This window comes from Zoogloea oryzae, from assembly GCF_030161255.1.
Lineage (GTDB): Bacteria > Pseudomonadota > Gammaproteobacteria > Burkholderiales > Rhodocyclaceae > Zoogloea > Zoogloea oryzae.
This window is the reverse complement of record NZ_BSPX01000111.1, coordinates 1-9,331: the sequence shown is the minus strand read 5'-3', so window position 1 is coordinate 9,331 and position 9,331 is coordinate 1. Positions and strand designations below refer to the sequence as shown.

General features: G+C 67.0%; 9 protein-coding genes. 6 read left to right on the top strand and 3 right to left on the bottom strand.

Features of this window, described 5'->3' with window-relative positions; genetic code table 11:
• Together QQK25_RS21325 and QQK25_RS21320 are read right to left on the bottom strand one after the other, a co-directional pair.
• Positions 1-830: NAD(P)H-hydrate epimerase (locus tag QQK25_RS21325; protein WP_284189774.1), on the bottom strand; the 830-nt coding region annotated here is incomplete at its 3' end.
• A 33-nt stretch (positions 831-863) separates the two neighbouring features.
• Complete coding sequence (locus QQK25_RS21320; RefSeq protein ID WP_284189773.1) at positions 864-1,721, bottom strand: HDOD domain-containing protein; 858 nt, start codon at positions 1,719-1,721, stop codon at positions 864-866.
• 159 nt (positions 1,722-1,880) lie between these two features.
• Here QQK25_RS21320 and urtA point away from each other — a divergent pair, with 159 nt between their 5' ends.
• The 5 genes from urtA to urtE all read left to right on the top strand — a co-directional run bounded on the left by urtA (position 1,881) and on the right by urtE (position 7,838).
• Positions 1,881-3,140 (top strand): urea ABC transporter substrate-binding protein, encoded by a 1,260-nt coding sequence (gene urtA, locus QQK25_RS21315; protein WP_284189772.1) that lies wholly within the window; start codon positions 1,881-1,883, stop codon positions 3,138-3,140.
• A 163-nt stretch (positions 3,141-3,303) separates the two neighbouring features.
• Positions 3,304-4,911 (top strand): urea ABC transporter permease subunit UrtB, encoded by a 1,608-nt coding sequence (urtB, locus tag QQK25_RS21310; RefSeq protein WP_284189771.1) that lies wholly within the window; start codon positions 3,304-3,306, stop codon positions 4,909-4,911.
• A gap of 10 nt (positions 4,912-4,921) precedes the next feature.
• On the top strand, positions 4,922-6,136 hold the full coding sequence (gene urtC / locus QQK25_RS21305) for an urea ABC transporter permease subunit UrtC (RefSeq protein WP_284189770.1): 1,215 nt from the start codon (positions 4,922-4,924) through the stop codon (positions 6,134-6,136).
• Entirely contained in the window at positions 6,133-6,984 is an 852-nt protein-coding gene (urtD, locus tag QQK25_RS21300; RefSeq protein WP_284189769.1) for an urea ABC transporter ATP-binding protein UrtD, read from the top strand. The genes urtC and urtD overlap by 4 nt, the downstream gene beginning before the upstream one ends.
• A 161-nt stretch (positions 6,985-7,145) precedes the next feature.
• The gene (gene urtE, locus QQK25_RS21295) at positions 7,146-7,838 is read left to right on the top strand and encodes an urea ABC transporter ATP-binding subunit UrtE (RefSeq protein WP_284189768.1); all 693 of its coding nucleotides are present in this window, start codon (positions 7,146-7,148) and stop codon (positions 7,836-7,838) included.
• Positions 7,839-7,853: 15 nt separating this feature from the next.
• Here urtE and QQK25_RS21290 read toward each other — a convergent pair whose 3' ends face one another.
• Positions 7,854-8,522, bottom strand: a complete 669-nt coding sequence (locus tag QQK25_RS21290; protein WP_284189767.1) for a hypothetical protein — start codon at positions 8,520-8,522, stop codon at positions 7,854-7,856.
• Between the two features lie 77 nt (positions 8,523-8,599).
• On the opposite strand from QQK25_RS21290, the gene QQK25_RS21285 reads away from it, so the two are divergent.
• The coding region (locus tag QQK25_RS21285; protein WP_498027240.1) for an urease accessory protein UreD at positions 8,600-9,331 on the top strand (732 nt) is incomplete at its 3' end.

The following is a 9,331-nucleotide window of genomic DNA, read 5'->3' as shown; positions in this document are numbered from 1 at the left end:
AGGCCCAGCAGCACCCGGCCGGCGCCCAGATGGATGGCGGCACGCCCGGCCAGCACGGCGGCGCCGACCATGCCCGGGGCGCCGCCCACCAGCGCGGCGTCGCCGTAGCTACCCTTGTGGCTGTTGGCGCGGCGCGGGTTGATCTGTGCGGCGAAGAGGGCCGGGGTAATCTCGTGCCCGGGCGCGGGGGCGAGGGTTTCGGCGTCCACGTCGATGGTGTCGAGGTGCACTTCGCCGCAGTGGTCGGGGCCGTCGAGGGTCAGCAGGCCGGGCTTGAGGGCGATGAAGGTGATCGTGTGGCTGGCCTCGAAGCACGGGCCCAGGCGGCGGCCGGTGTCGGCGTCGAGGCCGCTGGGGATGTCGATGGCGAGGCGCCGGCAGGGCTGGCCGTTGAGGGTGTCGATCCAGGCGGCGTAGCGGCCTTCCAGCGGGCGTTGCAGGCCGATGCCGAAGAGGGCGTCCACCACCAGCGCCCAGCCTTCGTCCGGCGGGGTGGGCAGATCGGGCACGGTGAAGCCGCCGGCGGCGATCCACGCGGCGTGGGCGGCGCGGGCGTCGTCGGGCAGACGACAGGGATCGCCGGCAAAGGCCACGCTCACCGCCAGACCGGCGCAGTGCAGGTGCCGCGCGACCACGAAGCCGTCGCCGCCGTTGTTGCCGGGCCCGCAGGCGACCAGCACCCGGGCAGGGCCCTGGACGAGGCGCAGGGCAAGCTGGGCGGCGGCCGCGCCGGCACGTTCCATCAAAGGCGGGGTTGCGCCGGGGATGGCCAGCGCTTCGACGGCGCGGATGCCGGCGACGGGGTAGATCGGGCGGGAGGCGGCAAACATGGCGGGGGGCTCAGGCTGGCGTGGGGCGGCGGATCACACGGGGCTGTCCATGTGCTCGAGGGTTTCGAAGGCCATCTCGCGCAGGTCGAAGAAGTCGCTGTCGCCGATGCCCAGGTGAGCCATCACCGGGGTGCGGCCACGCTGCCAGATGGAATCCTCGTTCATGCGCAGGAAGCTGCCGACGAAGCAGGCCGACAGGGTGGCCAGGGCGATCAGGGTGCGGGTCTTGGCGGCGGTGGCGTCGGCGCCGGGCTCGAAGACGCTCATGTCGTGGTGGAGCAGGGTGGCGGTGCTGATCTCGTCGGGCAGGCCCCAGCTGCGGCACAGCAGGTAGCCGATGGCCGCGTGGTGGGTGGCGTGGCGTTCTTCTTCGACGGCGGTGAAAGGGCGGTCGTAGGTGATGTTGGCGAGCTGGAGGGTGTCCCGGTAATCGGGGATGCGGCCCATCAGCACGCCGATCCCGCAATCGTGGAACAGCCCGAAGTTGTAGGCGGTGTCGGCCGGCACGCCGCGGAATTCCTTGGTGAGGCGGCTGCACAGGTGGGCGATGCGCAGGGTTGAGTCCCAGAAGCGGTCGAGGCGCTGGTGGCTGCCGAGGGCGTTGCGCAGGGCGACACCGGCCACCAGGTTGCCGAGGGTGCGCATGCCGAGCACGGGAAGCGCCTGCTGGATGGTGGTGACCTTGCGGCTGAGGCCGAAGGCGGCAGAGTTGGCGACCTTCAGCACGGATCCGGCGAGGGCCACATCGCTGCTGATGAGGGTGCCGACGGCGGACAGGGAGGCGTTGGGAGACGCGATCTCCTTTTGCAGCCGGGTCAGGATGGCCGGGCAGGGGGGGATTTCGACACCCCGGAGCAGGCGTTCAAGTTCGGAAGGGGCGGGGCTGGACATGGCTTTCGGGGGAGGGGCCGCGGGTTTGCGACCGTGCCGAATTCTAGCCCACCTGCCCACCTACGCAATCCTGCGTATTTCGGCAAAAGGGCGGGCTCCGTAACCTGCACTCCATTGCTGCACCGCATGAAATCTCGCCAACCACGCAAGGAGCCCAAGATGCAAAACCGCCGCACCTTCCTCAAGGCCGCTGTTCTCTCCGCCTCCATCGCCGCCATCGGCGCCATGTCTTCCACGGCCTACGCCGCCGACACCATCAAGGTGGGGATTCTCCACTCCCTGTCGGGCACGATGGCCATCTCCGAGACCGCGCTGAAGGAAACCGCGCTGATGACCATCGACGAGATCAACGCCAAGGGCGGCGTGCTCGGCAAGAAGCTCGAGCCGGTGGTGGTGGACCCGGCCTCCGACTGGCCGAAGTTTGCCGAGAAGGCCCGCCAGCTGCTGTCGCAGGACAAGGTGGCGGTGACCTTCGGCTGCTGGACCTCGGTGTCCCGCAAGTCGGTGCTGCCGGTGTACAAGGAGCTCAACGGCCTGCTGTTCTACCCGGTGCAGTACGAGGGTGAAGAGCTGGAGAAGAACGTCTTCTACACCGGTGCCGCGCCCAACCAGCAGGCGATCCCGGCGGTGGAATACCTGATGAGTAAGGAAGGCGGTTCGGCCAAGCGCTTCGTGCTGCTGGGCACCGACTATGTGTACCCGCGCACCACCAACAAGATCCTGCGCGCCTTCCTGAAGAGCAAGGGCGTGGCCGAGTCGGACATCATGGAGGAATACACCCCCTTCGGCCATTCGGATTACCAGACCATCATCGCCAAGATCAAGAAGTTCGCGGCCGAGGGCAAGAAGACGGCGGTGATTTCGACCATCAACGGCGACTCCAACGTGCCTTTCTACAAGGAACTGGGCAACGCCGGCCTGAAGGCCAAGGACGTGCCGGTGGTGGCCTTCTCGGTGGGCGAAGAGGAGCTGCGCGGCGTCGATGCCAAGCCGCTGGTGGGCCACCTGGCCGCGTGGAACTACTTCATGTCGGTGAAGAACCCCGAGAACGACAAGTTCATCAAGATGTACCGCGACTGGGCCAAGAAGGCCAAGCTGCCCAAGGCCGACACCGTGGTCACCAACGACCCGATGGAAGCCACCTACGTGGGCATCCACATGTGGGCGCAGGCGGTCGAGAAGGCCAAGAGCACCGACACCGACAAGGTGATCGCCGCGATGGCCGGCCAGACCTTCAACGCGCCGTCGGGCTTCACCCTCAAGATGGACGAGACCAACCACCACCTGCACAAGCCGGTCTTCATCGGCGAGATCAAGGCGGATGGCCAGTTCAACACCGTCTGGAAGACCAAGGGCCCGATCCGCGCCCAGCCGTGGAGCCCGTTCATCCCGGGTAACGAAAGCAAGCAAAAGCTCTAAGCACGCGGAGCGCGCGGGCCGGTGATGGGCTCCGAGCCCGGAGCCGGCCCTTTTTCAGTTTCACCCCTGGTCGGACCCTGTAGGTCGGGCAGCGCCCGACGCCCTTGCGCAGATCCATGTCCATCGTTGTCGGGCCGCGGCCCGACCTACAAGGAAGCTTCCCATGAGACGTTTTCTCCTTTCCCTCGGGCTGGTGCTCGGCCTGTGCGCCACCGGCGCCCGCGCCGATCTCGACCCCGCGGCGCTGAAGGGCCTCGCGTCGGATGACTTCGACGCCAAGCAGGCCGCCATCACCCAGCTTGCCGCCACCGGCGATGCCGACGCCGAGCGGGTGCTCAAGGCGCTCTCCGACGACGCGCTGGCCGTTGCCGGCGGCCGCGTGGTGATCACCGCCGGCGGGCAGGTGCTGGATGCCGCCAGCGGCGCGGCGATCAAGCCGGCCCCGGCCAACCTCGAATCCATCGGCCTCAACAACGCCCTGCGCCAGCAGGTGGATGGCGCCCTCGCGGCGCTGCGGCTGTTCTCGGCCGACCGCGCCGAACGCCTCGCCGCGGCGAAGCTGCTGCTCGCCGACATGGGCGATGGCGCGACGCTGCTGCCCATCCTCGACAAGGCCGTGCAGGCCGAAACCGACGGCGAGATCAAGACTATCCTCGCCCAGCTCCACGCCCAGGCCCGCCTCACCAGCCCCGACGCCGCGGTGCGTCTGGCCGCGGTGCAGGCCCTGGGCGAATCCGCCAGCCCGGCGGTGAAGGCGCTGCTCCTGCCGCTCATCGAGAAGCAGGGCGACGCCTACCTCGAAACCGACGACAAGGTGCGCTACGCCGCCCAGACGGCGATCAAGTCCATCGAAGGCCGCCTCGCCTGGAGCGAGACCGCCGGCCAGATCTTCACCGGCGTGTCGCTGGGCTCGATCCTGCTGCTGGCGGCGCTGGGCCTGGCGATCACCTACGGCGTGATGGGCGTCATCAACATGGCCCACGGCGAGCTGCTGATGATCGGCGCCTACTCGGCCTACGCCATGCAGACCCTGTTCCGCGCCCAGTTTCCGGATTTCGTCGATTACTACCTGGTGGCCGCGGTGCCGGTGGCCTTCTTCGTGGCGGCGCTGGTGGGCATGGCCATGGAGCGCACGGTGATCCGTCACCTCTACGGCCGCCCGCTGGAAACCCTGCTCGCCACCTGGGGCCTGTCGCTGGTGCTGATCCAGGCCGCGCGGCTGCTGTTTGGCGCCCAGAACGTGGAAGTCGCCAACCCGGTGTGGATGTCCGGCGGCGTGCAGATCGCCGAGAACCTGGCGCTGCCCTGGAACCGGCTGGTGATCGTGGCGTTCTCGGGCTTCGTGCTGCTGCTGGTGTGGCTGATGATGAACAAGACCCGCCTGGGGATGTTCGTCCGCGCCGTGACCCAGAACCGCCCGATGGCCGGCTGCGTGGGCGTGCCCACCGCACGCATCGACACCCTGGCCTTCGGCATCGGCTCCGGCATCGCCGGGCTGGGCGGCGTGGCCCTGTCGCAGATCGCCAACGTGGGCCCGGACATGGGCACCGGCTACATCGTCGATTCGTTCATGGTCGTCGTGCTCGGCGGCGTGGGCCAGCTGGCCGGTGCGGTGTGGGCGGCGCTGGGGCTCGGCGTGGTGAGCAAGTTCCTCGAAGGCTGGGCCGGCGCGGTGATCGCCAAGATCCTGGTGCTGGTCTTCATCATCATCTTCATCCAGAAGCGTCCGCAGGGCTTGTTTGCCCTCAAGGGCCGCTTCGTTGAAAACTGAGGAGGGCGCAATGCGTACGCCTGCAACCGTCAAACTCGTCGCCGGACTCGGCCCCAAGGGCTGGCTGGCGGTGGCGATCACCGCGCTGGTGGCCTGGGTGCTGGTGCCCCTGGCCCACCTGATGCTGCCCGAGAGCCATCCGCTGCATGTCTCCACCTTCGCCATCACCTTGATCGGCAAGATCCTGTGCTACGCCGTGGTGGCGGTGGCGATGGACCTGATCTGGGGCTACGGCGGCATCCTCAGCCTTGGCCACGGGCTGTTCTTCGCGCTCGGCGGCTACAGCTTCGGGATGTACCTGATGCGCCAGATCGGCCGCGAGGGCAGCTACCAGAGCGACCTGCCGGACTTCATGGTGTTCCTCGACTGGAAGGAGCTGCCCTGGTACTGGACGGGCTCGGACCACTTCCTGTGGGCGCTCTTCCTGGCAGTGGCGGTGCCCGGCGTGATTGCCTGGATCTTCGGCTACTTCGCCTTCCGCTCGCGGATCAAGGGCGTGTATTTCTCGATCATCACCCAGGCCCTCACCTACGCCGCGATGCTGTTCTTCTTCCGCAACGAGACCGGCTTTGGCGGCAACAACGGCTTCACCGACTTCAAGCGCATCCTGGGCTATTCGATCACCGCTCCCGAGACGCGGCTGGTGCTGTTCGGGCTGTCCGTGGCGCTGCTGCTGGGCACGCTGATCCTCGGCCGGGTGCTGATCGCGTCCAAGTTCGGCAAGGTGCTCACGGCGATCCGCGACGCCGAGAGCCGGGTGATGTTCATCGGTTACAACCCGCTCCACTACAAGCTGTTCATCTGGACGCTGTCGGCCATGCTGTGCGGCCTGGCGGGGGCGCTCTACGTGCCGCAGGTGGGCATCATCAACCCGTCGGAGATGTCGGTCGCCAACTCCATCGAGATCGCCATCTGGGCGGCGGTGGGTGGGCGCGGCACGCTGATCGGACCGGTGTTCGGCGCGGCCATCGTCAATCTGTCGAAGAGCTGGTTCACCACCAGCTTCCCGGAATACTGGCTGTTCTTCCTGGGCCTGCTGTTCATCCTCGTCACCCTCTATCTGCCGCAAGGCGTGGTGGGTCTGTGGGCCAAGCTGACCCGCCGCGAGGCCAAGGCCGCCGCTGCAGCCGCCAAGGCTGAAACCCCCGCCGCGCCAGCCCCCCGCAGCACCCCGACCCCCGCCGCCGAACTGCCCGCCGGTGCCGCCAAAGGAGCTTCCGCATGAGAGTCGAATCCTCCATCTCCCGCAACGCCCCGGCCGACGGCCAGACCGAGCACTGGGACGGCGAGGCCAGCACCGGCCACGTCCTCAAGCCGGGCGAGCTGGATCTGTCGCACAACGTCATCCTGTATCTGGACGACATCACCGTGAGCTTCGACGGCTTCCGCGCCCTCAATGCGCTGTCGCTGCAGATCGACGCCGGCGAGCTGCGCTGCATCATCGGCCCCAACGGCGCCGGCAAGACCACGATGATGGACGTCATCACCGGCAAGACCCGGCCCGACAGCGGCAAGGCCTTCTTCGGCCAGACCATCGACCTGACCCGGATGACCGAGCCGCAGATCGCCCACGCCGGCATCGGCCGCAAGTTCCAGAAGCCGACGATCTTCGAGCATCACACGGTGTTCGAGAACCTCGAGCTGGCCCTGAAAACCGATAAAAGCGTGAAGAAGAGCCTGTTCGCGCGGCTGTTTGGCGACGACCTGGACAAGATCGCCGACACCCTCAAACAGATCCGCCTTGCCGACCAGGCCGACCGGCCCGCCGGGCTGCTCTCCCACGGCCAGAAGCAGTGGCTGGAGATCGGCATGCTGCTGGTGCAGGACCCGAAGCTGCTGCTCCTCGACGAACCCGTGGCCGGCATGACCGACGACGAGACCGAGCGCACCGCCGAGCTCTTCGTGAGCCTCAAGGGCAAGCACTCGCTGATGGTCGTCGAGCACGACATGGCCTTCGTCGAGGCCCTGGGCGGCAAGGTCACGGTGCTGTGCGAAGGCTCGGTGCTCGCCGAAGGCGACCTCGCCACCGTCCAGGCCGACCCGCGGGTGATCGACGTGTATCTGGGGCGGTAGTGGGGAATAGGTAATGGGGAACGGGGTGTGCAGTGCTCGCCCCAGCCTGATTGCCTCGCCAGGCGTCCAGCAAGTACCACCCACTTCCCAATACCTACTTCCCATTACCCACTTCCTGCTTCCCACTCCCGGCCCCATTCCCAATTTTCCCGGAGACTCCCATGCTCACCGTCACCAACCTCAACCAGTACTACGGCGGCTCCCATATCCTGCGCGACCTCAGCTTCGAGGTGCCGATGGGCAAGGTGACCACGCTGCTCGGCCGCAACGGCGTCGGCAAGACGACCCTGCTCAAGACGCTGATGGGCCTGGTGCCCGCTGCCACCGGCAGCATCGCGCTTGCCGGCCAGGACATCACCAAGGCCGCCAGCTACAACCGCGTGCGCGCCGGCATCGGCTACGTGCCCCAGGGCCGCGAGATCTTCCCGCGCCTCACGGTGGAGGAGAACCTCCAGATGGGCCTCGCCACCCGGCCGGCCAGCAGCCAGGTGCCCGCGCGCATCTTCGAGATGTTCCCGGTGCTCAAACAGATGATGAAGCGCCGCGGCGGCGATCTTTCCGGCGGCCAGCAGCAACAGCTCGCCATCGGCCGCGCGCTCGCCCCGGGGCCCACGCTGCTGATCCTCGACGAGCCCACCGAAGGCATCCAGCCCTCGATCATCAAGGACATCGAACGCGCCATCCGCGCCCTGGCCGAAACCGGCGAGATGGCGATCCTGCTGGTGGAGCAGTACTACGACTTCGCGCGCTCGCTGGCGGACCACTACCTGCTGATGGAACGCGGCGAGATCATCAGCCGCGGCACCGGTGCCGACATGGACACCAACAACGTGCGCGAGATGCTGTCGGTGTGATGGGGCCGCGCGGGCTTACTTGCCGCCTTTGATGATGTAGCGTTCGCTTGCCTGCCTTGCGGCGTTCAGGAAGAAGCGTTTGTCGTTATCCCCAAAGGTGGCGAGCTGGTGGAGTACGGACTGGGTGCCGTCCTTGAAGTGGATGGTGAATCGGAACACGAAGGGTGCGAGCCCCTTTTGCTGGAGCCAGCCATTCTGCATGCCCATCGGATCGCCATTGTTCCATTGATTGATCCACATGCCGTCACGTAGACGGGGAGTACTGTCGTCCACGAGGATTGCGGCAGGATCGGTCGGAAAGACGTTCTCGACAGTGATGCGGGTAATCTCATCCCTGGTCTTGGCCTGCAGGCTGAATGACCACAGCAGGGACGGGGTGTCACCGATTTCATCGGGAGGTGCGATGAGGATGGCGGCTCCGGTAATCTTGATGCGGGCGTCTTCGGCGGGCTTTGGGCCGCGCGGGCCGGCCTTGACCTTGACCGTCTCGCCGCCCGCGATCTTCATGGGGATTTCGCGAATGTCGGTTGTCTGGCAAGCGGTTAGCATGGATGCTGCAAGGAGTGCGGTCACAAGACGGGTGTGGGTATTGTTCATGGCATGTAAGAATATACACTTCAAAGTTTTCGTCATTATATCCAAATGGGTTTGATTGAAAAGTGTCTTGGCATGTTCGGGCGGCATCGCGTCTCCCGCCGTTTGCCGGCATGGGTCTTGCTGGCTGATGCCCCATGCTGGAAATGATTTCTTCCCCTGTTGGGGTGCGGTCCGGAGAGACCGCTGATTTGCCAGATACTTACGCCCGAACTTGGTGCGCGCGCCTGGAGCTCGGCTTTCAGGCTCGGGGTGCTTTTGGCACCGTATTGGTGCATCGCCGTCACGAAGGCCCTCTTCGGGTGCAAAAGGCCCTCTATCCCGAGGGGCCGGAGGTGTGCCACGCCCTGGTGCTGCACCCGCCCGCCGGCATTGCCGGGGGCGACGAGCTCACCCTGCAGATCGACGTGGGCGAAGGCGCCCGGGCGCTGGTCACCACCCCCGGCGCCGGCAAGTGGTATCGCAGCCGCCAGCCCGATGGCATCCAGCTTGCCCGCCAGACGCTGGATTTCAGCGTCGGCGCGGGCGGGATGCTCGAATGGCTGCCCCAGGAGGCCATCGTCTTCGACCGGGTGCGCGGCCGGGCCGACACTACCGTGCGCCTTGCCGGCGACGGGGTTTTCGTGGGCCTCGACCTGCTGTGCCTGGGGCGCACCGCCTCGGGCGAACGCTTTACCGCCGGCAGCCTCGCCATCGCCTCGCGCATCGAGCGCGACGGCCGGCTGCTGTGGCATGAACAAGGCCGCATCGAAGGCGGCTCGCGCCTGCTGGATTCGCCGGTGGGCCTGCGCGGCCAGCCGGTCACCGGCACGCTGCTGGTGGCGGCCGAAGGCATCGACACCGCGCTCCTCGAAGCCTGCCGCGCCGTGCAGCCGGCGGTGGGCGAGGGCGGCGTGACG